Here is a 25,689-nt window from a genome sequence, read left to right as displayed (position 1 = left end):
AGAAGCAGGGCTTCTCCGCAATTTATGTATAAAAGCGGTTCTGGATAGAATCGCCTCTAACATCTTTCGTAGCGCTCGGATCATGATTTGACCGAGCTGGTTCCTTTAGTAATCATGACTTCCAGGTTCTTCACATTGCCGTTGAAGACCAGATCGATATGGCACATATTGCTTTTCTCATCAATAATGAAGCTCATATCGTCTCCGTCCTGAATGATCGAGTTCACAGATCCTCTGCTGCCCAGCCACTTACTCTTTTGGCTGCTCGGATTGTTACTGAAGAAGCGGACGATATTTTCGTGCTTGAAGTCTCCTGTCTGGTAGCGCAAAATACGTTCAATGTACGTGCTGACCAGCGTCTTGTAGATGGAGTCAAAGCCGTCCTCAGACATCGCCATGCTTCTCGCCTTGTAGACGGTAATCCGGCGGATATCCTTATCCTGAATCTGAGCATTCTCGGATGAGAATACAAAGCCGAAGTTTTTACGGTTGATGGCATCCTTGATCGTGTTGGTGAACCCGGTGATTTCCTTGGCCATCGTCGTCACCGTGCGCAGACTGTTGTCTCCCGCTTCAATGTCAAAGCGTACGCCAGGGAAGTTTTTGTTGACCGTTTTGAACGTCTCACGCAGGTATTCAGGACACTGATAAGAAGCGACCAAACCAGCGGCAACGTAGGCTGCACCCACATAAACGCCTTCGATCCACAGCTTGAGAATATCCTCTTTCTCCTTGGAGAGCTGCACACCGCTTTCGGTCTGTAGCATTTTGCTGTCGATAATGACACCCGATTTGTCCTTCGGAATAATCGTGAAGTTCGGTACACAAGGAATCGCAAATTCGCTGTATTCTCTGCGAACGAGACTGGCGCATTTGTCGACATATTTGTCGATACCTGCTGTCGCCATACTGTTGAAAGTCGTTTCTTCACCGGATTCAAAATTAAAGAACATTTGAATTTTGTAATCCTTCACAACTTGCAGCAGCATCGAGAGCGATTCCATAGAATTCCCGCCCTGCTTAACGACCTTCTCGTTGCCCTTAAAGCGTTCACGTGAAACCTTCACCTTACCGGCTGCTTCCAGCTCGACGGATGGAACGATACCGAACCAGATCGTGTCGCTGAATTCATTTTTGGCATTCACGGTGTTCAGGTATGTTTCCAGACGCGGGATATTGCTGCTTTTCACCAGCATGTCCAGCTTGTTATTTGCCACCAGCATGGTCGGCAACATACCTTTGCTCTTCGTTGCATATTGATCGAAGAACATTTTGACACCGAGGATTTTTTCCACAAGCGGCTTAACCGCCTTTACGAAATCATCCTTGGCATTTTTATAGAACTCCAGATACGTGTTGTAGTTCTGAACTTCAACTGCTGTATCAACCTTGGTCTGAACAGCCGGCAGCGGCACAAATGTGCGAACCACCAAATCCTTCACATAGTCGGAAGGCGTATCGGTAATCGAGTTGTAATCTTCCTCGAACACCTGTGACAAATCGCCCGTGCTGTTCTCGTCCAGCAGCATCAGCTCGGTGCTGTCACTCTTCGGTGCTTCAATAATTTTCAGCTCGCCGCTTTCCCCAATAGAAAGCATACCCACCTGGATCAGCTCACCGGAGTTTTCCTCCTGGGCACCACCGAGCAAAAGGCGGGTTTTGATATCCTCAATCGCCAATGGCAGCATCGCCATAACGTTGTTATAGTTCTGGCTTGCTTCCTCGAACATGCCATTCAGCTTGTCGCCCATGTCGAGTTTCTTCGGATCGCCATCATCCAGCTTGTCATATTCACCATACATATAGTGAATTTCTTTGCGGACTTGGCGAATATCGTCCATAACCTTTTTCGGAGAAATCATATCCAGCAGATTTTCAAACTTGAAATCCACGTTTGTGATTCCTTGGCTGCGCTTGGTATCGATGAGCGTAAACAACATTTTCAGAAAATCATTACTTTGGTTCACACGAATTTCAGAAATGCTGTCCTCATCAATCCCTTCCGGCTTTTTGAGGGTATAGACCACTTTTTGATTAGCCGCGTTAAAAAACGAATACACAGTCGGCGAAAATTTATCCAAAAATTCGTCGAAGCTGCGCACCAGAAGGTGCTGGTTAATTTCCTTGATTTTCTCATCACTCAAGCTGTCAATGCCCTTCACATCACCTACAATTGTGATCAGGTCCAGCTTTTCCGGGTTGATTTCTTCAAAAAGCATTGTCCGGTTTGTTTGATAAATGATTTCCATCGCTGTCGGCAAACGAATTAAAGTATGGATATACGTCGAAAGCCCCATACACGGACACGGGATGTCCAATTTAGAGCAATCGGGTTTCCACGCTTAGTTCTTTTGCCTCCTCCCCCCTACATAACATTCAAATTGGCCAAAGGATTCGGCTCATACTGCTATACGCAGTACAGGCATGTAACCTCGAAAATCAGTCCGAAGCGTTCGTTTAACTTTTAATGGCAAAATTAACAAACGGAGATATATCGTTCAGGTAACAAGGAAAATTGCGATTCTGTTATTCCGTGATCCTACTGTTATCCCATTTTTTGCCGTTGATACGAGAGCTATCATACAAAGTACCCGTTAGTTTTGTCAATTTCTGTAGCCCCAGATTGAAACAGGGCAATTCGACTCATTTTATGCGTAAATACGTAATTTTCATGATATGTTAGACCTGTTTATTCAGGGAATTATTCACAAATGGAACTCATTTGCCGATAGAAATCCATTGGATATTTCTGTTAAGCGTAAAAGTATCAAATTCATGGCTAATGTGAGGGTTAACAGTCTGTTTTGATCCTTTATCCCTTATATACCAAGGATTAGGAGAGTGGGCGCGCCCGCATTGGCCTCGTCGATGGAGGGGCTTATGTTCAGAATGAGGAAATTGGGAATCATTGCTTTTATGACTTTTGTACTATTTTTTCAAATTGGCTCAAACGGGGTCATTTGGACTGTAAATCAGGCCAATGCCGCATCTTTGGGAACTGTTTCGGTCGAAGGTTATGATGCCGTTTTTGTATTGGATACCAGCTATTCCATGAGGGATACCGATCCCGAGGGCATTGCGGCCGAAGTTATCAATATGTTTATGGATTTGAGTGATGCAGACCGTACACGCGTCGGATTCGTCGCTTACAACCATCATGTAGTCGCTTCGAAGTCGCTGACTTCTATTGCGGTAGCAGCGCAAAAATCACAAATTCAGCAGGAAATCAGAACGCTGAACCGTTCCGGTTATACAGATTTGGGACTTGGATTGCGTAAAGGCTCGGAACTGCTTGCCGCAGGGACTTCCAAAGGACGTCAGCCTTTTATGATCCTGTTATCAGATGGAGAGACTGATTTTGGAGCCTCTTCCGGTTCCCGATCCAAAGGGGACTCAAGTAATGACGTGTCCTCCGTCATTAAGTCTGCACAGACCAAAGGATACCCTGTGTATACCATTGGACTGAATCATGACGGCACGGTGAACCGACAAGAACTGGAGCGAATCGCTTCGCAAACGGGAGGAGCCTCTTTTATAACGAGCAGCGCCGAGGATCTGCCGGAAATTTTGAACCGTATTTTTGCCAGCCAGATTCGTTCCAAGCTCGTTCCAGTCGCGGCGATTACGACCACCGGCGAAATGCAAGAATTAACAGTAGATATACCGGACTCCAGCATGGAAGAAGCTAATCTGGTGCTTTTGTCGGAGCATCCTCTTCAGGAAACACAGCTCTATTCCAATTCAGAAAATGTCCGCAGGTACAAATCGAGTCGATATGCGATTTTAAAAATTGAGCATCCACAGGCAGGCAAAGTCAAGCTGAAACTGAGGGGCATACGCGGAGATTTGGTCAAAATCAATTTGCTTGGCAGCTATCGACTGGAAGCCGAGGCTACCATGACGGGAAACAAGGAAACACAAGCCAGTGGAAACAAACCCGTGCAGCTACTTAAAGGACAAGCCATACCGTTCAAGGCCCAGTTGTTGCTGCCGGACGGTCAAAAGCTTACAGACGAAGCCGTATACAAATCGCTTCAAGCCAATATCATGGTTACACCCGTAAAGGGTGGTACAAGCAAAAAGGTACCTATGACCTACAAGTCAGGATTCTTCCAGACCGAATACGCGTTCCCTCTAACGGGAGATTATACGTGGCAGTTGTCTTTGGACAGCCCGCAATGGTATCGCAAGGGAGCAGTCCATACCGTCCATGCGGCGAATGCAGCACCGCAGGCTTTAAAGGACCTGACGATTCGTCTGGTGAAGGAAGACGGGGATGCCCGCCGGAGTTTAAGCGAATTTTTTGCTGATCCTAATCATGACAAGCTCATCTATAAGTTGGATTCAGGAGCCTCCGGGGATGCGGCGAATGCTGAGATTAACGGCACAGATCTGCTGTTATCCGGGCTTCACACGGGCGACTCCGAGCTGAAAATTACCGCTACCGATTCGGAAGGAGCATCCAGTAGCGCTACGCTGACCGTTTCCGTACAGTCCCGGTATACAGCCATCAAATGGACGGTAGCTGTTAGTATCGTAGTAGCAGCACTTCTGTACTGGTTCTTGCGGCCAAAACCGCAGTTTGCGGGAAGAATCGAAGGATATTTCCTCGCGACAGCAAGTGGACAGGAGATTCCGGTAAAATCCTGGCCGCTTACCTCCTTTCCGGGACGGAAGGTCAGCTTGCAGGAGTTGTTCCGTACGCTTGACGTTCACGAACCGCTGCCGGAAGCGGAGCGGATTGTCTTTTCCGCAGGTAAAAAAGGGACTCTGGTGGTCAAACATGATACACGCTGCGCCTTGCAGCACGGGAAAGTCAGAATTGGGCGCAATAAAAAGGCCGTGCTGGAGTACAGCGACAAGCTCTACATTACGTTCGAGGACGGTGTAACTGAAATCGAGCTGCGGTACAAGGCGATCAAGCCCAATACCTCCGTGTACACCGATCATATTCAAGCTCCGACAGGATAATGGATAACGTCCGTCGGAAACAAAAAAAGGGAAGCACCATCTCTTACGATTAACGAACCGTAAGAGTAGGGCGCTTCCCTTTTTTTATCCAATATTCCGCACGCAGTGCGGCCTTAAACCATCTAAGCGAGCGGCAACGCTTGTTCGCCTGTACTTCCAGACCACGCCGAATCACATACGGCAGCAGGGAAAGACCTGCATTTTCGATCTGAATCCGGTCAGCCTGATCTGCAAACAATCTGCCCGGCACATCCGGTGGAGGTGATCCTTTTCGGCAATAATACAGCGTGGCGGCTAGACTGTAGATATCCGACACGGGTCCTTGCTGCGAGCGGTTAGAGTAGAACTCCAGCGGAGAGTAGCCCGCCGTGGTGAAGATCGGATGCTCTTTGCCTTCAAAATGCACAGCCGATCCAAAATCAAGCAGCTTGATGTTGCCATTCTCCCCGATCATAATGTTGCCCGGCTTAATATCCCGATGAATAATGCCTTTGTCGTGAATATACTCCATGGCATCAATTAAAGGCAGCAGTGAATGATATAAAAAAGCAGGATCAGACGTTGGAGCATCCTCTTCCTTCATCACCAGGTCCAGCGTCTTGCCGGCACAGTATTCCATGACCAGATAAGCGGTTCCATTTTCTTCAAAGTGATCTATATAACCGACAATACCCGGATGGCTTAATTCCTTGAGCATCTGCCCTTCACGCAAGAAATAATGCATAAACTCCACATATTTGAATTGCATAGATGCACTGCAAGTCACCGTTTTTCGATCCGATCCCCGTAAAGCAAGCGCATTCGGAAAAAACTCCTTAACAATGACCTTTTCTCGATTATCCAACAGCCTTGCCGTATACACGATGGCCAGCTCACTGCGGGACAAGGCGCTTCGAATTTGATATGTATTTCGCAGCTTCGTATTGCGGGCAAGCAGGCTCCCGCTTGTATCCACGATCATGACTCGTCCTCCTGTCAGGTTCTTAGCTTATGTCTTTTGTATATATCGGCTTATTACATATCTTTTCATTATACCGTAAAATCGAATAATGGAAAAACAAATAACCTGCCATAATCTCCCTCAGAGAAATGATGACAGGTCTTTTGGCATTCATCTGGTACTTTGTTCTTAATCCCTTTTAACCCAGTTTCGTTTCAGGCTTCATGCTGCGCATGCTGTTGGTATTTTTCTTCCGTTGGCTGCGTAAATTGCCTTGATCCGGGGTACGGATGGTGAGTGCAATCAAGAACGATACGACACACAGTACAGCAATCGTGGTAAAGGTCGGGATGAATCCGCCAAGCAAGGCTGCGATAAAGGAACCCGCCAGCGCACCGAGGCCAAAGCCCTGATACACGATACCGTAGTTCTTACTTTGGTTTTTTAGACCGAAGAAATCCGCCACGATGGCAGGAAAGACTGTAATGTTACCGCCGAAGCAAAAGGCAATCCCTGCTACACAGGCAAAGAACAAACCGTAATTCAGCGGCACCAGACTCAGCACTGTAACTGCGACCGCTGTTGTTAACAGCGCACCCGCTACCACTTTCAGGCGACCGACTTTATCCGACAGCGCACCTAATATGATCCGACCCGCCGTGTTGAAAATAGCGACCATAGCAACCGCATTGGCGGCTGTGGCTACATCCAGCCCCGCCATCCGTACGCCGATATCCTTTACAACTCCAATCAGATACAAGCCACTCATACAAGCCGTAAAGAACATGACGAATAACAGATAAGCCTGCTTGGTGCGCAGCATTTCTTTTACAGTGTAATCACGCTGCACAACTCCATTTTGTACCGAAGGCTTGTTCACGACTGCTGCTTCCCGTACCAAGAAGGAACCGCCCACAATCATGATCAGCACGATCATTCCCCAATACAGAAACGCCTGCGATACGCCAACCGACTGAATTAACGAACCATTGATATACTTAAATATAAGACTGCCTGTTCCGTATGCCCCAACCGAGATACCGGAAATGAGTCCTTTTCTCTCGGGGAACCATTTAATCAGATTCGACAGTGATGTAATATAAGCCGTACCATCCGCAAATCCTACAACAATACCCGCCAAAATGTACAACAGGGACAGGGAAGTTACCTGTGAGCTGAGTATAAGTCCTGCGCCCAACACAACGCCCGCGCACAAAATCAGACGACGTAATCCCCATTTATCCTGTAGCTTACCTGCGAACAATGTAGCAAACGCCAGCGCAAAGCTGGTAATCGAAAATGTAATGGCAACCGAGCTGAGATTCCAGCCAAAGCGGTCCACCAACGGTTGATTGAATAAACTCCATGTGTAAATCGTTCCTAATCCCATTTGGACGATGATCGTTCCAAGCACGACCAGCCAACGGTTTCCGCTGTTTGTTTTCATATGAATCTCCTCTTTTCATTCCGGCTCTATAGCTTCAATTCGTTATCATGATGACCGGGAATCCAGTACGCTTTGCGCCTCGGGAGAAGCAAGTCTGTAAGGATTCTCTCTACATGGATCATTATAACGCTGCATGTTAGCCAGAAATCGTTTGAGGAATGAAATGCACCTATAGCGGAATGAAATGCCTTTATAGCCGCATAATTTGCCGAAATTCCTTGGCCTTGCTGCGGCTTACCGGAATCTCCGCGTCCACACCGCGCAAGCGCAGGAGGTACGTATGATTGAACCAAGGTACAATTTCACGGATCTGTGACAGATTAACCGTGTAGGATCGGTGACAGCGGAAAAAGTCCTGCTGCGGCAGTCGGGCATGAAATTCCGAAATGCTCATCGGCATCGTGTATTCCTCATGTCTTGTAAAGACAAGGGTGACCTTTTCCTGTGCGCACGCATAATAAATATCGTTGGCATCCGTTACAATGATTTTGTCGTTTTTCAGCAGATTGATACGGCCCGGGGCGCTAACGATGCTGGTTTCAGCAGGTCGGGGCTGCGCAGGCTGGGCATTCTCCTGTACCTGAACGTTCCGCTGCTCGTATGCATTTTCCAGCTTGTGCAGCATGGCGGCGATCCGTTTTTCATCATACGGCTTGAGGATGTAATCAAATGCCTCCAGTTCGAAAGCCTGCGCGGCATGCTCTTTATAGGCGGTCGTAAAAATAATATAAGGCTTTTTGGCAAATTTGCTAATGTTCTGCGCCAGCAGCATCCCGTCCAGAGAAGGAATGTTAATATCGAGAAAAATAGCGTCCGTCTCATGGTCCTGCAAAAAACGGAACACGTCCAGCCCGTCCTCAAAGCTGTCCGTCACTTCAATATGGCTGTGGGTCTGAATAAGATACTCCAGCTCTTCACGCGCCGGAATTTCATCTTCTACAATGATGGCCTTCATGACTGCTCCTTTGGTATGTCAAAATAAACTTCGGTGCCTTGCTCATGCTTGAGAATAATAACCCCTTCTCCATACATGAGCTTGAGTCGTCTATGCACATTATACAAGCCAATTTGTTTGGCTGGAACCCGATCATGATACAGGTTATCCACGACATCATCCCGTATGCCTACTCCTGTATCTGCCACAGAAATCCGCACCTTTTCTCCCCGATCCTTTACAGAAATGGTAACTGTACCCGGTCCCTTTTTCTTGAGAATTCCATGATTAATCGCATTCTCAACCAGCGGCTGAATGATAAGGCTTGGAATGCGCACGGACACCTCGTCCATCACATACACCACCTGAAGCCGGTTGCCGAAGCGGGCTTTTTCAATTTCCACGTAATCAGACACCTGCTGAAGCTCCTTATGAATTTCGATCAAATCATCATTCAGCTCCAAATTATAACGCAGATATCCCGACAAATTAATAATCAGCTCTCGTGCCTTATCCGGCTTGGTGCGCGTCGTAGAGGCAATGGCGTTCAGCGCGTTGAACAGAAAATGCGGATTGATTTTAGTCTGGAGCGCCTTCAACTCGGCTTTATTCGCCGCTTCCTTAATTTGCTCCACACGCGATACTTCCATTAATGTGGAAATAATTTGGGACAAGCCAATCGCCATTGTTTGCAACGGATACGTGATTTTATAAGCTTTGCGGTAGTAAATTTTCAGGGTTCCGGTCACCTCTCCCCGTTCCTCCAGCGGGATAATGAGCAGAGACTGGATTTGAGGTGTTTTATCGTCGGCAATATGGTTGCGAATGGTAATTTTACCGCTGCGTATTGTCGATTTGGTCACATCACTGATGATCTCGTCGCCGATGTGATAACGTTCCTCGCCAAAACCGACGTAGGCCAAGACATCTCTGGTATCCGTAATCGCCACTGCGTCCGCCTTGATATCCTCCTTAATGATCGAACAAATGGTATGCAGCGATTCGGCATTAATGGAGCGAAAATAAGGCAGCGTCTTGTTGGCAATATCCAGTGCCAGCTTGGCCTGTCTGGCTGCGATATTTTCCTTTTCCCCCTCGACACTCTGAATCAGCAGAACGATCAGACCGACGCTGACTTGCCCGATAATCATGGGCAGACCAATCTTCGAAACGATATCCAAACCAAGCTCATACGGTTCTGCCATCACCAGAATAAGGAGCATCGTTAATGTTTCGCAGATCATCCCGGCGGCAATGCCGACCAGCCATCTCTTGGAACGGTCGACCCGGCGACCAATGTACCCTGATACCACACCTGCCAGAATACTCGTAATTAGACACGGAATTGAGGTCACTCCCCCGATATCAATCAGATAACGGTGAATACCCGATACAATACCCGTAATAATCCCGACCCACGGTCCAAATAAGATGCCACCCGCCATAATCGCAATAATCCGGACATTGACGAGCGATCCTTCCACTTCGATCCCGGTATACGTGCCAAACAGCGCAAACATGCAAAAAATCATCGTTAATAGCGTCAGCTCTGCCGGGGAATGACTGTTCTTTTGCAAGGTCTCCTTAAACCGGGGAATACGGGTAATAAAAAATAGACAAATCAGCAACAACGCTGCGCGTTCAAATAGCTGCATCAGCATTTCCAAAAAGCCGTTCACATGCGTTCCTCCCAAATATAAACCCATTCATCAAGCCTTGTACCACTCTCACTATTCACATATTTCAAGATCAATCATGCCATTCCGGGCACGAATACTCGCCTTCCCGCCAATCGGATATGTAAATTGCGGTGTGGTGTGTCCGAAATCGGCATCTGCGATCACCGGAATAGAGGCCAGTTCCTTTTTCGAGCTAATGATTTGCCTCAGCAATTTTTCCGTCATATGAGATGCCTGCTGAAAACGTCCGATGATGATTCCTCTCACCTGATCGAATCCCGGCTGGTGCAGCAATGATTGCAAATCTCGATCAAACGTAGCAGGAGAGCTTTCATAATCATCCTCAACCAATAGAATCGTTCCTTCCAGACTCGGCATATACGGGGTTCCCTGCAATAAATTCAGGGTACACAGGTTTCCACCCACAATCGTACCGTATGCTTCTCCTTCGTGAATCGCATAAGGCCCGACATTGCGGTGAAAGATTCGTTGATCCTGATCCAAATACCATGTATCGTCACTCCACTCTGGCGAAGACTGGATTTGAATACTGCCCTCTTCCAACATCATCCTTTGAAAATACGCTGTCGTATATTCATTCCCTTGCTGCATGCCAAATGTCAAAAAATGAGGCCCTGCATACGTGATAAGTCCCGTTTTTGCATATATAGCATGACTTAAAGCAGTAATATCCGAATAACCACATAACCGTTTAGGATGAGCGCCAATCAGTTCATAGTCAAGGTGGGCAAGGAGCTGATTAGCATTATACCCTCCAATGGCAGTCAAAATGCCCTTCACCTTCGGATCGGCAAAAGCTTCGTGCAAATCTGCCACTCTGGATTCTATTGAGGAAGATGTAAAATCGTCGCTTTCCAGCACATGTTGCGAAAAGCTCACCGTAAATCCGAGTTGCTCCAGCTTTTGCTGGGCAATTAGACGATTTTTCTCAGAAACGATAGACAAACTTCTGGACGGCGAAAGAATGCGTATCTCGTCTCCAGCCTTTAGTTTGGGCGCTTGCTTTCCTATGATCATGGTCATTCCCCCCTATATACGAAGCATTTAAACTGCCACAAATTATACCATCAACTTCCATCAAATTATAGCTTTTAGAAATACGCTCTCCATTTCCCCTCTCCTTCATACAGCAGTAAAAAACCGGGGATTACCGCTTGATAGCGATATTCCCTGGCTCATTAGCCTGATGATAAAGCTTTTAATATTCAAAATCGTCATAACTGCTGCAACGACAAAACCTACTCCATTAGACACACACATCGAGGGATTAGATAGTGCCGGGACATATTTAAACGCAAAAAATCGCCCCCCTGATCAGGGAGCGATTTTAGATTTATCTTTAAATAGCCGTCTTCAGCAGGAAGACACTCATCTATCCGATGACCTACAGCATCAGGATTCCTTGTTTTCGGAAGCCTGTTCTGTACCTTCTGTTGCAGTTGCATCACCTGCCACAGCAGCATTTTCCACCTCAACCGCACGCGGAACGATAATGGAAGCAAGCAACTCTTCCTCAGGAACGTGCAACGTTACTCCTTTAGGAAGTTTCAGGTCGCTCGCGCTCAGCTTGTCACCGACATCCAGTGCGGATACATCCACCTCAATGGTAGATGGCAGGTCAGCAGGAAGACCCTCGACTTCGACTTCGTTTTCCTGAATTTGCAGAATACCGCCCGTTTTTGTACCTACAGGTGTACCCTGATAATCAATAGAAACACGCACGCGAAGCGGCTTGTTTTTGGAAATTTTCAAAAAATCGGCATGCAACCACTGGTTGTCACGTTGCTGATAATCCTTAATGATGACCGGAATGGTTTCTCCACCCTCTACGGTGAGGTTGAACACCTCCGAACGTCCGGTTCTGACTACTTTATTAAATTCTTTGGTATCGACATGTACAGGGGTTCCTTCAAGCTCAGAGCCGTAAACCACAGCTGGAATCCGTCCTTTTAACCTCAATCCACGAAGTGCCGAACCCTTCTTCTCTGTTCTCGGCTGGGCGGTCAGTTGAATACTTCCTCCATTAGAACTCATGATATACAACCTCCTTCAGGTTACCTTACAAATGATTATTCCTCAAGAATCTTGCCTGTTTACCAGTCGTACTACAAGGTGTAAGCCAGCAAGCTGGCAAAATCAAACAAGTCCATAATTCTATATTACCCCTTTTTTCTGAAAATGACACACGTTTGCATAAAAAAATAGCATCTCTCGAAATAATCGAAAAATGCTATTCAATGTACGAAAGACAACCAACCCTAGAAAGCTATCCTGCCCGGTTGTCGTTGACCAACAGCAAATATTCTTCTCTGCCACTGTGAATCAATACCTGCATCACAGATCGGTTCAGGTCTACATCAATATACCGATCGGCCTCAATATCCTTGGCATCCCACTGATTGAGACGGATGATGTAGCCGATCCGCCGCACATGAGGAGCCACTTGAATACGCGCTACTGCGCGACCGTCATCCAATTCACTCAATTCTACATGTCCGTCCCGGCATCCGGTGCCCCATACCCACACATTCCAACCGGAATATTGTCGATCCGCACGCTCGTAAATCAACTCAATGGTGCGATACAACGCCGCTTCTTCGTAGTGACCTGCGATTTCTTGGTCTGTTCCCTTATCCGAACCTTCCAATCCGTTCTCCGCCAGCTCGTTAGTCTGATCCTGTCCGGTCAAAAAGGATGGCTGAGCGGGTTCCTCCTGATCATAGAGTACCATCATCGACCAGCGCGAAACGGTCACACGATGGCCTGCTACTTCATACCGTATCTCATTTCCAGCCCCGTGAGCATCCACAACGACATGCCAGCGATCCGATTCCGCAGGCAGCAGTATCGTCTGCTCCGTATCCGAGCCGTTATAAATCACCACAATCTGATTCCAGGCATCGCCGTTAGCATGGTGCCTCAATGCAAAAGCTACCACATGCCCGCTGCTGTGCAGCACTTCCATATGCTGCTCCACCAGCTCCCGATGATCCATCCGGAATGCCGGATGACTGCGCCGTAAAGCAATTAATCCCTGATAGTAATCAAATACGGGACGAAATCTCGCCTTGTTCTCCCAGCGAATAGCATTCACCACATCCACACTACGGTAGCTATTATGGTCTCCATATTTGGAGCGCAACAGTTCATCACCTGCATGGATAAAGGGAATGCCCTGGGAGGTCAGCACCATGCCGTTTGCCAGCAAGGATTTGCGTACGGTTTCATTCTCCAGCAAGTCATGCTCATTCACTTCCCGGTACGGGTCTGCTTCCGCCACGGCTTGTTCGGCCGCTCTCCCATCCTGCGGCTGACCCTGCTCCCATTGAGGAAAACCGCAGTGTTCCCGCAAATGTCGCACCGTCAAAATTTTATCCCACAGATTGAGATTATCGTGAGCCGTGACATAATTGACCGTTTCCGAAGGTTGGGCTGTAAAATCATGAATAGCTCCAAAAACACCTTTAAGCACCAGTTCCTCCTGATCCCATGCCCCCGTGGCAAAGCCACTTGCGGTACCATCACTGTCACCCTTAATAGCAGAACGATAGTTGTCATTGAAGACGGCAAAGCCTTTGTCCCGTTGTGTTCCTTTTAACGTCAGCAAAGGCTGCGGGGATTCTCCCCCCGTCCAAGGCTCTCCATAGATAAGCAGATCAGGACGAACCTCAGAGCGAAGCTCCTGTGTAAGCTGCTCCATAGTCGGCGTATCAATCAGTGCCATCAGATCAAAACGGAAGCCGTCTATATGATATTCTTCTGCCCAATAGCGCAGTGAATCCTTGATATACTTGCGAACCATGGGGCGTTCGCTTGCCACCTCATTACCCACACCCGAGCCGTTGGAAAGCTGACCATGCTCATCCGTACGGTAATAGTAACCCGGTACAACAGGGTCGAACGGCCCTTTTTCCACCGAGAAAGTATGGTTGTACACGACGTCCATAATGACACCGATGCCAGCAGTATGCAGGGATTGCACCAGTTGCTTCAACTCCCGTATTCGTGCCTCCGGGTCAGCCGGATTGGAAGAATAAGATCCCTCCGGCACATTATAATGCTGCGGATCATAGCCCCAGTTATATTCCGTGCCCTGTTCCGCAAAATCATTTACCGTATGGAAATCAGCTGCCGGAAGCAGATGGACATGTGTAATGCCCAGCTCCAGCAAATGATCCAGTCCGATGCTGTTGCCCACCGAATCTTTTAATCCCGTATACGTAAAGGCTGCAAACCGTCCTTGTGCGGCAGATAAGCCTTTTTCTCCAGTATTAAAATGTGTATCCATTGAAAAATCACGTACATGAAGCTCATATATAATGGCATCCGTAGCCCGGGCAAGTGTGGGGCCGGCATCCTCTTTCCATCCATCGGGATGGGTTTGAGCCAAATCAACGATTGCCGTACGCTGTCCATTGGCTGATACCGCTGTCGCATAAGGGTCGGCTGCATAATGAAGTGTGCGGTCTGCCCATTCCAGCCTGTACATGTAATAATACTTGTTCCAGTCGCCTTCCAGCTCTACGGACCATACACCACGCTCATCACGGCTCATCGGAAATTCCCGGCCACCGCTATGGTCCTGAACGTTACCTTCTTGGTCGTACAATCCAGCGTTGTCATACAGCGCTACATGGACCTGCTTCGCAGTCGGTGCCCATACTTTAAACATGCTGCCCGCAGGCGTATAAGTAAGACCCAAATCATGGCCTTCATATGTGGGATATGTTGTGTGCTCAAGCTCCTTGAGTTGATTGAAATCAGACATTCCTGTTCACCACCCATTTCTGTACATCGGCTTTCAGCCTCTGTTCATCCATCATTTATGATGTTTACGACTTGTCAATATACCTCAGGATTTTGCGAAAATCCTTACCTACTAGGCTATCAAAATAAGACAAGCTTGAAAAGTCGGATGATTTCAAATACGGATGCTGCTTTCATTTCACACGCACACTCCATTTTATGACAAAACTATGAACAGGCTACAGCAGCAGCCCTCCAAGCACCATAAATAATTCCCTTTAACCCTTCACATACACGTTAAAAACGGCCAAAAAATCAGGACAGCCTGCGGTTATCCATCTGAAACAGATCGTCTGCGATCCGCATGGTGGAGCTTCGGTGGGAAACAAGGACAATTGTTTTATCCTGCTGCTGTTCCTTTAACGATTTTAAAATGATCGCTTCGTTCAGGCTGTCCAAATTGCTGGTAGGCTCATCGAGCAGCAGGAGCGGAGCATCATGAACAAAGGCTCTGGCCAGCCCCAGCCGCTGACGTTCACCACCGGACAGCCTGTCCCCCAATTCTCCGACACGGCTGTCATATCCTTGAGGCAAGGTCATAATAAAATCATGCACCGACGCCCTGCGGGCTGCTTCCACAACCTGCTTATGCGTAGCATCAGGTTTTCCAATTTTAATATTGGCCGCAATCGTATCATCAAACAGGAACGTATCCTGATCCACATAGCTTTGCAGACCTCTCAAATGCTTCGTTCCAATTTCCTTCAAATCATGTCCAGACAGCAAAATCCCGCCCTGCTGCGGGTCCCTGAATCGCAGCAGCAGCTTGAGCAAAGTGGACTTGCCGGAGCCGCTTTTCCCTTGAATACCTGTAATCCGCTTGTGCGGGATGGTAAGACTTACATTATCCAGCACCGTCTGATCCTCATACGCAAAAGTTATCTTGTCCACCTGCGCCCCGGTAAAGGCAACGCTCATTCCCCCGAAATTTTCCTCGACCTCCGGGGTTTCCTCCAGCAGACTCAGCACTCGTTCCCCGCTCGCCAGCGTTTGAAGCAGATTGTTGGATAAATTGCTAAGCGCAACTACTGGGCCAAACGAGCTAAACAGGGCAATGACGGAAACAAGCATCCCTGTAAAGCTGACCTGCAACTTGGACATACCATACAATCCAGCCAGCAGCATCAGAAATGAAAATCCCACGACCGCCGCATCCGTTATCGCTCTTGTGATGCCTTCATGATGCTTCAAGCTCTTCTGCTTGGCATCCAATTGATCCGTGCGACGGTTAATCTCCGCCAGCCGTTGTTCTCCGCGCCCGTATTGTACGATTTCCTTCATACCACGCAGACTATCCAGAAAATAACTGCTCAGCTTGCCGAAGCTGCTCCGGTATTCCATACCCTGACGTCTGCCCATACGTGACGTTAACAAGGGAATGAACAGGCCGACTGTTATGTAAGCAAGCGCAGCGAGCCAGCCTAATAGAGGCTCATAAGAACCGATAAAGAATACCATTAGCAGTGAAGTGATGATGCCGATCATAACAGGCGCTATCGTGTGTGCATAAAACACTTCCAACAGCTCAATATCACTCGTAATCAGCGAGATCAGATTTCCTTCGTCCTTGCCTTCGAGCTTGGCTGGCGCCAGTCTGCGCAGGGCTTGAAGCACCTTGTCACGCAGCACAGCCAGCAGTTTGAAGGCGAGGTAATGACCACTCATTTGCTCGCCATAACGGAACACCCCACGCAGTACAGCACAAATCACGATGGCCGTGAGCAGAAACGTCATGCTGTAGCCTGTCGTGATGCCCGTTGCTGTAAGCAGGGCAAGGGCTCCATAGACAATAATGCCAATAGCACAAGCAAATCCAAGCACTCCTGTAACAATCGTTATGAGTAGCACTGGTAAAAGAGGCCCGGCCAGTACCAGTAATTGGGCCATGATCCGTAATCCGTGTCTACGCATATACAGCACCCCCTTTTACAAACTGCTCTACCCGGTGTTGACTGAGATACAACTCCGCATAATGTCCCTGCTGGCTCAACAGCTCATGATGCGTTCCCGATTCTGCCACCAAGCCGTTTTGCAGCACATAAATACGGTCGGATTGGACAACATTTTCCAGTCTATGCGAGATGAGAATAATGGTTTTTCTGCCTGCCAACGCATGTATAACCTCCATAATACCTTCCTCGCTCTCACTGTCTATGTTAGAGGTAGCCTCATCAAAAATGTACACGCTACTATCATGCAGCAGCGCTCTTGCCAGCGCTAGCCGTTGGCGCTGTCCCCCTGACAGGTTCGCTCCCTGCTCCTCCAGTTCTACTTCCAGTCCTCCTTGCGAGAGAACAAAGTCATACAGCTTCACCTGCCGCAAGGCTTCCAGCATTTGTTCCTCATTCGCGTGCTCATTGCCCATTTTCAAATTAGCTTCGACCGTGCCCTTGAAAATATAGCTGTTGAAACCGATCCAGGTCATATGCCGCATGCGGCTTTCTTCTGAAATGGCGGCAAGCTCGGTTCCTCCAACGGTCAGACTTCCTTGATAACCCTCATGATGACCAACGATTAATCCGGCTACTGTACTTTTACCAGAGCCAGATTCCCCGACAATGGAAACAAAACTGCCCTGAGGAATTTCCATAGATATATTTCGCAGGGTGTCCCTTTCGTCGTAGGCAAAATTCACCTGATCCAGTCGAATATCGGTAGTCTTGATGCTTTCTTTTCCTTGTACCAGTTCCTCTGTACTCAGAATTTGAAATATTTTGTCACTCGCTGCCATCCCGTTCATGGCGATATGAAAGTAAGAGCCCAGCAGGCGCAACGGGATGAAAAACTCCGCCGATAGCAGCACAATAATCAGCGCTCCCGCCAAGCCGATATGACCAGCCGAATATTCGCTCACTGCGACCAGAACACCAGCAGCGGCACCGCCAAATGCGATAAGGTCCATGACTGCCACCGAGTTAAGTTGCATGGTCAGTACTTTCATTGTCATTTTGCGAAAATCCTCGGCAGCCGTGTTCATTTCCTGATGTTTCTCCTGGTCTGTCCCGTATATTTTAAGCGTGGTCAGGCCCTGTACATTTTCCAAAAAGCTGTGGCCCAGATTGACATAGCTGCCCCAATATTTTCGAAACAGCTTTTTAGCCATTCTCATAATGACTATAATCGACACCGGAATCAGCGGAACGCAGATCAACAGAATAATGGCAGCCTTGAAGCTGACAAAGGATAGTGTGATGAACAACGTTACGGGTGCAAGCAGACTGTAAAATAGCTGGGGCATGTATCTGCCAAAATAGGTTTCAAGCTGCTCCACTCCTTCTACAGCAACCTGAATAACCCCCGACGTGGAGGTATGATCCGTATACGCCGGCCCCAGCTTCAGCAGCTTGCCGTAAATTTGCGAGCGCAGCGTTTTTTTGGCATTCACGGAGGCCCGATAGGACAGCATACTGGCTGCATAATTGCACAAGCATCGGACTGCAATCGCAGCAATGACAATGGCCGTCACAGATAGAATCAGCTTACGGGTAACTTGTCCCGTCCATGCCTGTTGCAAAACAAAGGACATGGACAAAACAGCGGCTATACTGCCCAAAAGACCGATCCACTGCACAAGCACACCCAAAACGATATATTTTCGGGAATGCTCCACCAGACCGAGCAGACGGCTGTCGACCATTTTAGTCCTTTTCTTCGTGGTATCAGCAAGTGCAGCTACAGATGGAGTTGGGGATGGAGTTTCCCCTGTAGTGCCTCTCACCGTTCCGACCCGGAATATAAAGTAATAATATTTGAAGAGGATGACCAACGCGATAATCACTTTGGCCCACACTGGGGGGGTTAAAATAAAGCCGGTAATGAGCATGGCTGACGCCAATCCCAGAGTGGTGATTTTCGTGGACAGCTTCAACGATCTCGTTTGGACGAAGCTTTCCAGATACTTATGATACAAAGAGGTATTCGAAAACCATTGGTGAATCCGTTCAGACCCCCGCATAAAGAAAAAGGCTGCCAGCAGCAAAAACGGCGTAGTCGGCAGCAACGGTACTACCACACCAATCACTCCAAGCGCCAAAAATAGAAACCCTAAGGTAACATAGATCGGTTTCACTGTAATCCTCCCTAAATAGATATGATGATGACTCCATTTTGTAGATAATGATAATCATTATCAATATAACCAATTTAGACAGGTTGTTATGTGATGTAAATCACGCATATAAAAATCCTCTTGAAGCACATCCCTACAGAACACGTTAATGTGGATGTGGATGTTTGTCTTCAAGAGGATTATCGAAAATAACGCGCGTTATTTCGTTGTTTTATGAACTTATAATATCATATTGCTCCATTACCTGCCGGTGTAGCGGGTGATCTGCCGGTATGGATGTATAGCGTGTCAGCGCCACACCCAGTCCTTCGCTGCGGATCACCTTCCGGAGCTCGACTGCCTCGGGGTCCTCCGCAATATCAAATTTACAGGCAGCAGCCATTCCTAACGCCAGATGATCCGTCGGGATGCCATACTCCTCCGCTTGCAGTGCCGGACGTACAAGACGGTCATTGGGAGACAGTTTCCGTAACGGCGAACGTCCGACCCGAGTGACCTCGTCTGTCAGATTAGGGTTGCGGAAGCGATCCAAAATTTTGGAGATGTACTTCTTATGCTCCCCCTGATCCAAACCGAAGCGCTTTACAAGCACCGCCCCTGTTTCCTCCAGTGCCCCTTGTATCGAATCCACCACCTTGTTATCCTTCATGGCTTCCTGAATGGTAGCATAACCCGCGTTATAGCCAAGATAGGCCGCCACACAATGCCCCGTATTCACCGTGAACAGCTTGCGTTCAATATAAGGCTCCAGATCCTGTACGTATAGGATACCTTCAATCTCTTCATGGTCAGGGGCCATTTGCGAACGATCCACCACCCACTCGTAAAAGGGCTCTACCTGCACATGCAACGGGTCCTCATGATGCTGGATCGGCACAATCCGGTCTACAGCAGCATTTGGAAAATACACCGAAGCCTCTGCCTTGGCACAAGTCGCCTCATCCAGTAGCGCAAAAACATGCTCTTTCAGTTGAGCGCTGCCTCCGATTGCATTTTCGCAGGCGATCACATGTAGCGGCGCTGCGCCGCGCTCTATCCGCCTCTTAATCCCCTCGGCAATGCCTGCCGCGATATGCTTGAGGATGCTGACACCCACTGCGGTCGTTACCAAATCAGCGTGGTCTACCGCGTCTGCTACAGCCCCTGCATCTTTGCCGTCAATCGCGGTTACATTCGTGACCATCTCCGTATCCTTGGTATCATTCGCCAGCTCTACAGTGTATTGCTTGCGGCGGCGTAACTCGGATACAAGGGTGTCGTTAACATCCGAAAAGACAACCTCATAGCCTGCACGCGACAGAATCAATCCGATAAAGCCGCGACCGATATTTCCTGCTCCAAAGTGAACGGCTCTCATAGTTCCATCTCGCTTTCGAACAGATCCATAATTTTCTGAGGGGTCACCGCGTTGCGAAGTTTCTCCATATTTTCTTCCTCCGCACACACCACAGCGATACTCGTCAAAATCTCCATATGATCGCCGCCTTGTGCTGCGATGCCGATCACCATGTATGCTTTTTCTTCCCCAAAATCTACACCTTGCGGGAACTGAATGATCGAGATGCCAGTCGATTGAATGAACGTCTTGGATTCCTTCGTGCCGTGTGGAATAGCCAGCCCGTTCCCGATATAGGTAGACACGATCTCCTCGCGTTCCAGCATCTTGTCAATGTACTCACTTGTAATATGTCCGGCATCCAGCAGGATTTGTCCGGCCATGCGAATCGCCTCGTATTTGTCTTTGGCGGTTGCGTTCATTTTTACTTTATCTATCGTCATAATGCTCACGGTAGGTTCCTCCCTGTCCCTAATTTACTGTGAAAAAATTCAGCCAGTTCACTTGATATATAATTGACAATATGCTCACGGCTGCCGTGTTCCAGTAGCGTAACCATGTCTTCCTGCAACAGTAATGCACTAATCTCGCTCAATACCTCCAAGCTTTCTCTCGGCAGCTCGCGAGGTCCCAGCATAAGCAGCACGCAATCTACCTGTTCGCCTGCATCCCCCAGCAGTGGCTCTGCCAGCTTATACAAGGTAAGCGAAGGCTGGCGGATATAGCGGCTACGCGTATGGACTAAAGCAATGGAGGTATCAGGGATAACCTGACTCCCCTGGCGCTCTCTTTCCATGAGCTGTGCAGCAATGGCAGTAGGCTCTGTGACGTTCCCCCGCCCCGCCTCCAGCATGCAGATAGCCTGTACGGTAGCCCGCATATCCATCCTCTGATTTTCCAGCGGATACACTTGAAATTGCTGCACAATGTGTACAATTTCCTCGAGACTTTTCCGCAGCCCGGTAAGCCACTCCATGCCCTGACCGGGCTGAACGGCCTGCTCCTGCTGCTGATTATGGGGATGCTTGAGTGTAATATGCTGGATAAAATGACGCAGGCGGTCACTCTCCTCCTGCGTCAGCAACGGGCTGATCTTGAGGTAACGATCCGGTTCAAGCGGTAGCTCCACCGTCGAAATGATCAGATCATAATCCTCTTTCGGAATCCGCGCCGCCTCGTACCATGAGGCCCTATCCACGATTTTGATCTGTGGCAGCTCCTTGGCGAGCCTTGTTGCCAGTAGCCTGGATGATCCAATGCCGCTCGTGCAGACGACGATGGCCCGCACCTCCCGCCGCAATTGTCGCAGCCGCTCCAGCGAAGCGCCGAAATGCATGACGAGAAATCCGATCTCTTCATCCGGCACTTCCATTTCTGTCATGTCCGCCGCAGCCTTCTTCACCGAGTCGAACAAGCTGCCGTAATCCTTGCGGATTTGCTGGAGCAGGGGATTACGGATGGATCTGCCTTCCTTCAAGCGTTTGAGTACCGGAGCCATATGGGCAATCAGCCCTTCACGCAGAACACGATCCTCTGCCAATGGCGTGTCTGTCTCTTCCTCTACACGACGAATCAACTCATGAACCGACTCCAGCAGTACGAGATCATCCAACGGCAGCAGCCGGGTAGAATGATCCTCGGCATCACGGAACAGCAGTCTGAAATAAGATCGTTCCGGCTCCGGAAAATCAATATCCAGCGCCTCTGACAACTCTGTGCATATGCGTTTCACCATAGCTGTACGCAGCACGACATTCTCATCCGAATCCGTTTTCGAATACGAGAGACGATGATCCACAACGTATCCGAGTCGCAAACGTGCCAACGAAACGCAAATTTGAATCAGCAGCTCCATATATTTGCTTTCCACCATGTTTTCCAGCCATTTCTCATGGGGCTGCCAGAGGGCATTTTCCACGGTCAGCAGGTTCTCTCTGCCAATCATCTCCAGCAGCTTATCGGCGACACGCGTAAAGGGGCGGGGTTCTTCCCGGCCGGAAAACAGATCCGATTCGTCCAAATTTTCGAGAGCCAGCTCGGAAATCGCCCGTCTTTTGTCTGTCTCCCTGCCTGTAATCTCGACGCCGTACCCGCGTCTGCGCACAAGCACGAGTCCCCGTTCCCCGATCCAGTCTTGCAATTCGTCCAGATCATGACTGACAGTAGTTACCGTGACCTTCAAATCAGAAGCCAGCGCCAACAGCTTGATCGGCTCCTGTGTATCCAGCAGCATACAGAGAACCACGATCTTTCTTTCCTCAGCCGAATATTCGTCCGACTTCGTATGCATCAATTGCTCCCGCAGACATACAAGCTGATCTGAGTCGGCATCCACATAGATTCCAATCCCTGATTTTTTCTCCAGCTTTACCTCATGAGCCGCTAACCAATGCTCGACTGCACTGAGTTCCCGGTGAACCGTCCTTGTGCTGACATTGATCTTCTCGGCAATTTCCCCGGCAGTTACCTCTTTGGACTGCTCCAGAAGATATTCCACGATGTCACGTTGTCGTTTCGTAATATTCATAAGCGCATACCGTTCCTTCCCAAGCTCATCCCCTCCGCAGAATACCTACTGCACACAGGCGGCCTGACTACTACGGTGGATTAAGAATCGGATTTCAGACGTTCCACCAGCGCTTCGTATTCAGGGCTCTTCAGGAAATTGTCAATGGAAATGTGCTCGGCATTCGGAGCTACCGTTTTAGCCCGGTCTGTCAACGTTTTTTGCGTAATGACAATATCTGCATCCTGCGGAATCTCACTGATTGCCGTGTTCGTTACCGTAACGTCCACACCCGCCTGCTTCATTTTTTTGCGTAAAATCGAGGCGCCCATAGCGCTTGAGCCCATACCTGCATCACAGGAAAAGACGATCTTGTTCACATCTGATTTATCCTTGACCGTTTGAACTTCGGCAATCTCCGCAGCACGATCAGCTTCGCCGTTATCTTCCGTTACAGTAGCGTTTTCGCTTGCACCCTTGCTTTGAGTTTTCATATCCTTCATGCGGGATGCCGCTTCCTCAAGATCCTCTTCTTTTTGCTTACCTGTCTTGAGTAACACAGCAGCAACAGCAAACGATACGACCGCAGCAGCGATCACACCGCTCAGCATTGGCAAATATCCACCTTTTGGCGTCATCAGGAAATAAGCAATGATACTACCCGGTGAAGGAGCTGCAACCAGTCCGGCACCTGTCAGCATGAAACAGAACGTTCCCACTACGCCCCCTGCTATAGCAGCAAGAATCAGAATCGGCTTCATCAAAATATAAGGGAAATAAATTTCATGAATCCCGCCGAAAAAGTGAATGATGACCGCACCGGGAGCCGACGACTTCGCAGAACCTTTACCAAACAGGCAGTAGGCCAGCAAAATACCGAGCCCCGGTCCAGGGTTGGATTCCAGCATGAACAAAACGGATTTGCCTGTTCTTGAAGCTTCCTCCAGCGCAATCGGACTCAATACTCCGTGGTTCAGCGCGTTGTTTAAAAACAATACTTTTCCGGGCTCAATAATGAGATTGACGAGCGGCAACAGCCCTGCGTTCACGAGGAACTGTACCCCTGCTGACAACACTTGACTGATGATTTGTACTACCGGGCCGATTGCCACATGGGCAAGCAACGCTAAAATCGCCCCGATAATCCCTGCCGAGAAGTTATTGACCAGCATTTCAAAGCCTGATTTAACTTTGCCGTCAATCGCTTTGTCGAATTTCTTCAATATCCATGCAGCCAGCGGACCAGCTATCATCGCGCCGAGAAACATCGGAATGTCCGCCCCGACAATGACACCCATCGTCATAATGGCCCCGATCACACCTCCGCGCTGTCCGTGAATCATTGTGCCACCTGTATAACCGATCAGCAGCGGCAGCAAATAATTTTTCATCGGATCAACCAGTTGTGCAAACCCCTCATTTGGGAACCATCCGGTCGGAATAAAGAGTGCCGTGATCAATCCCCATGCGATAAAGGCCCCCATATTGGGCATAACCATACCACTGAGAAAACGGCCAAAACGCTGTACGGCAACGCGCGCTCCTCCGTTTGAACTGGACTTTGTGTCCACTGTGCTCATATTCATATCCTCCTTATAGGTAAAAAGCATCACTACCTTTTCTTAAAATTCATACTAAATGACAACGCTATCTTCATCAACGAAATGAAAACGTACTTTCGTCATGAACGTTGATGACAACATTTAAATTTAAGATAAACAGGCGCGAAATCATTCTGCATAATTCCTCTTAATTTGGTCTGTAACATGAGTATTTAGTCGAAAAACCATCCTGTCATCGGTACAATTTATGTATGAGATCTATCCTCTAAAAAAGAGAAAAGAACGTAATTACGCTTGCCAAAAAAGACAGCAAAAAATAGCCGCTATGCCAATTCATCGCGACTATTTTTATACAAAATCGAGCGGACAAACGCCGCCCTTATTCAATTATCCAATCTACATTGCCCCATTATTACTCATTGGCAGTCAACTGCTCGTACTGATCCGCAGACAGCAGCTTGCTTAATGCTCCCTCCAGATCTTCCCCAATCTTCACTTCGATCATCCAGCCTTTTTCGTAGGGCGATTCGTTTACCAGCTCAGGCGTACCTTCCAGCGCTTCATTCACCTTCAACACCGTTCCCGTTACTGGAGCGAACAGGTCGGATACTGTCTTTACCGATTCAATAGTACCAATCTCCGCCCCCTGCTCAATCGTTGCTCCCTCCCCAGGCAGCTCCACAAAAACGATATCGCCCAGTTGATGCTGTGCAAAGTCCGTAATACCGATTCGTACCGTTCCATCCTCTGTGCGCTGAACCCATTCATGTTCTTCCGTGTACCACAATTGCTGCTTCACTTCACTCATCCTGCTCCGCCTCGCTTTCATATGGATTACATCGTTTTGCCTACCCGTCTATGACAGGTTAAGATTATGACAACTAGAACTATCATGTCAATAATACTAACAAAAATATTTCACATTACTCCATATATCTTTCTAACTAAAAATACGACAGATTATAACAAACGCTTACATATCCTTATTTATGAATAAAATGTTTTTAATAATGTTTTTCATGACATTTTTGTTGACATTTCGAATAAATTTGCGTATTAATGGGTTATAACAAGTGCTTTTGGAAACACCCGATAATTGTAAACGCGGATGAACGTGGAGGGAGAGACTGTCAACACTCGCATCGCTGTTGCCACCTGTAAAACAAGGCAGCAAGCGAGTCGGATCTAGCTGTAACCAACCGGCAGGACCGGATAACGTATAGCTGATCCAGAGGCAGCGCCGAAGGAGTAAACCTGCACCGCAGGTGAATCTCTCAGGCAAAAGGACCTCTGCCGGACGCATCTCTGGAGAGCATTCGCCATACAGGCGGATCACCCAAGGGGAAACCCGGTACACACCGGGGTAACTCTCAGGTATCAAGGACAGAGCTGAAAAAAAGTGTGTGGACTGCCGTCCA

The 25,689-nt window shown here is 48.3% G+C and carries 16 protein-coding genes and 2 riboswitches; of the genes, 1 reads left to right on the top strand and 15 read right to left on the bottom strand.

Features of this window, described 5'->3' with window-relative positions; all coding sequences use genetic code 11:
• Positions 1-80: 80 nt before the first annotated feature.
• A complete protein-coding gene (locus E0698_RS14645; protein WP_149093953.1) occupies positions 81-2,249 on the bottom strand; it encodes a transcriptional regulator in 2,169 nt (722 codons plus the stop codon).
• A gap of 631 nt (positions 2,250-2,880) precedes the next feature.
• Between E0698_RS14645 and E0698_RS14640 the strand changes: the two genes are divergently transcribed.
• Positions 2,881-4,971, top strand: a complete 2,091-nt coding sequence (locus tag E0698_RS14640) for a VWA domain-containing protein (RefSeq protein WP_238354000.1) — start codon at positions 2,881-2,883, stop codon at positions 4,969-4,971.
• Positions 4,972-5,020: 49 nt separating this feature from the next.
• Here the strand turns inward: E0698_RS14640 and E0698_RS14635 are convergent, their stop codons facing one another.
• From E0698_RS14635 to gcvH, 14 genes are all read right to left on the bottom strand, one after another.
• Positions 5,021-5,932 (bottom strand): serine/threonine protein kinase, encoded by a 912-nt coding sequence (locus E0698_RS14635; RefSeq protein ID WP_134913195.1) that lies wholly within the window; start codon positions 5,930-5,932, stop codon positions 5,021-5,023.
• Positions 5,933-6,110: 178 nt separating this feature from the next.
• Entirely contained in the window at positions 6,111-7,358 is a 1,248-nt protein-coding gene (locus E0698_RS14630; protein WP_192512023.1) for an L-lactate MFS transporter, read from the bottom strand.
• 190 nt (positions 7,359-7,548) lie between these two features.
• Positions 7,549-8,313, bottom strand: a complete 765-nt coding sequence (locus E0698_RS14625) for a LytR/AlgR family response regulator transcription factor (protein ID WP_192512022.1) — start codon at positions 8,311-8,313, stop codon at positions 7,549-7,551.
• Positions 8,310-9,971 (bottom strand): sensor histidine kinase, encoded by a 1,662-nt coding sequence (locus E0698_RS14620; RefSeq protein WP_337916271.1) that lies wholly within the window; start codon positions 9,969-9,971, stop codon positions 8,310-8,312. Before E0698_RS14620 ends, E0698_RS14625 begins: the two co-directional genes overlap by 4 nt.
• Positions 9,972-10,022: 51 nt before the next feature.
• Entirely contained in the window at positions 10,023-11,009 is a 987-nt protein-coding gene (locus E0698_RS14615) for a S66 family peptidase (protein ID WP_192512021.1), read from the bottom strand.
• Positions 11,010-11,384: 375 nt separating this feature from the next.
• The gene (locus E0698_RS14610) at positions 11,385-12,026 is read right to left on the bottom strand and encodes a 50S ribosomal protein L25 (RefSeq protein WP_149093729.1); all 642 of its coding nucleotides are present in this window, start codon (positions 12,024-12,026) and stop codon (positions 11,385-11,387) included.
• A gap of 232 nt (positions 12,027-12,258) precedes the next feature.
• On the bottom strand, positions 12,259-14,760 hold the full coding sequence (gene pulA / locus E0698_RS14605; RefSeq protein WP_192512020.1) for a type I pullulanase: 2,502 nt from the start codon (positions 14,758-14,760) through the stop codon (positions 12,259-12,261).
• Between the two features lie 293 nt (positions 14,761-15,053).
• Positions 15,054-16,709, bottom strand: a complete 1,656-nt coding sequence (locus E0698_RS14600; protein ID WP_192512019.1) for an amino acid ABC transporter ATP-binding/permease protein — start codon at positions 16,707-16,709, stop codon at positions 15,054-15,056.
• Positions 16,702-18,867, bottom strand: a complete 2,166-nt coding sequence (locus E0698_RS27490) for a DUF454 family protein (protein WP_192512018.1) — start codon at positions 18,865-18,867, stop codon at positions 16,702-16,704. Before E0698_RS27490 ends, E0698_RS14600 begins: the two co-directional genes overlap by 8 nt.
• Positions 18,868-19,078: 211 nt before the next feature.
• The gene (locus E0698_RS14590) at positions 19,079-20,224 is read right to left on the bottom strand and encodes a mannitol-1-phosphate 5-dehydrogenase (protein WP_192512017.1); all 1,146 of its coding nucleotides are present in this window, start codon (positions 20,222-20,224) and stop codon (positions 19,079-19,081) included.
• Positions 20,221-20,655, bottom strand: coding sequence for a PTS sugar transporter subunit IIA (locus tag E0698_RS14585; RefSeq protein ID WP_192512016.1), 435 nt, complete (start codon positions 20,653-20,655; stop codon positions 20,221-20,223). Before E0698_RS14585 ends, E0698_RS14590 begins: the two co-directional genes overlap by 4 nt.
• On the bottom strand, positions 20,652-22,730 hold the full coding sequence (locus E0698_RS14580) for a BglG family transcription antiterminator (RefSeq protein WP_192512015.1): 2,079 nt from the start codon (positions 22,728-22,730) through the stop codon (positions 20,652-20,654). The genes E0698_RS14585 and E0698_RS14580 overlap by 4 nt, the downstream gene beginning before the upstream one ends.
• 80 nt (positions 22,731-22,810) lie before the next feature.
• Complete coding sequence (locus E0698_RS14575) at positions 22,811-24,289, bottom strand: PTS mannitol transporter subunit IICB (RefSeq protein WP_192512014.1); 1,479 nt, start codon at positions 24,287-24,289, stop codon at positions 22,811-22,813.
• 394 nt (positions 24,290-24,683) lie between these two features.
• Positions 24,684-25,079, bottom strand: a complete 396-nt coding sequence (gene gcvH, locus E0698_RS14570; protein WP_192512013.1) for a glycine cleavage system protein GcvH — start codon at positions 25,077-25,079, stop codon at positions 24,684-24,686.
• A 300-nt stretch (positions 25,080-25,379) separates the two neighbouring features.
• Positions 25,380-25,571: riboswitch (glycine riboswitch) on the top strand.
• A riboswitch (glycine riboswitch) is annotated at positions 25,572-25,668 on the top strand. It abuts the riboswitch before it with no gap.
• Positions 25,669-25,689: the final 21 nt, after the last annotated feature.

This window comes from Paenibacillus sp. 23TSA30-6 (assembly GCF_014858585.1).
Lineage (GTDB): Bacteria > Bacillota > Bacilli > Paenibacillales > Paenibacillaceae > Paenibacillus.
The sequence above is the reverse complement of the archived record's forward strand: the minus strand, read 5'-3'. Positions and strand labels throughout refer to the sequence as shown.